This is a genomic window from Methylobacterium tarhaniae (assembly GCF_001043955.1).
In the GTDB taxonomy this organism is placed as follows: domain Bacteria; phylum Pseudomonadota; class Alphaproteobacteria; order Rhizobiales; family Beijerinckiaceae; genus Methylobacterium; species Methylobacterium tarhaniae.
Genome location: NZ_LABZ01000417.1, coordinates 1 through 510, shown reverse-complemented (window position 1 = coordinate 510; position 510 = coordinate 1). Strand labels below are relative to the sequence as shown.

Below are 510 nucleotides of genomic sequence, written 5' to 3'. Positions count from 1 at the left end.
CGACCGGGACGGGCGCCCGCGATCGCGCGGGTGCGCGGGCGCCCGTCCCGGTCGACGATCTGGTAGCCCGGCGGCGCGTCGAGACGGCGGGTCGCGGATTCCACCAGGAGTTCGAGGGTGCGACGGGCCACCGCGACGGGGCGCTGCCGGTCGATCTCGGCCCGGATCAGCGCCTGCAACTGCTCACGCGAGGTCATGTCCGCATCGTGTCCCATCACCCCCGGCCGCGGGGTCTGCCCGAGAGCCGCCCACCTTCCGGCGGGCGCTCATCCCCCTCATCTAGGTCCTGATCGGCGCCCTGTCACAGGGCGACGGCTCCGGTCAGCGGCTCGCCACCGCCTCGCGGCGCACCACCCGGCTGGTCTCGGAGACGATCACCGGGCGCCCGCCCGCGAAGCTGACCGCGAGCTCCAGGTCGACCGTGCCCTGCGAGCGCACGCCGCGATCGGGGCTGAAGGCCGAGAAATCGACCGTGGCCTGGACCCGGCAGGTGGCGAGCCGCTGACCGGA

2 pseudogenes are annotated in these 510 nt (G+C 74.7%); both read right to left on the bottom strand.

Annotation, left to right across the window (positions count from 1 at the left end):
* Positions 1–197, bottom strand: a pseudogene (locus VQ03_RS30375) (thermonuclease family protein); the annotation flags it as partial.
* A 124-nt stretch (positions 198–321) separates the two neighbouring features.
* Positions 322–510, bottom strand: a pseudogene (locus tag VQ03_RS34180) (hypothetical protein); the annotation flags it as partial.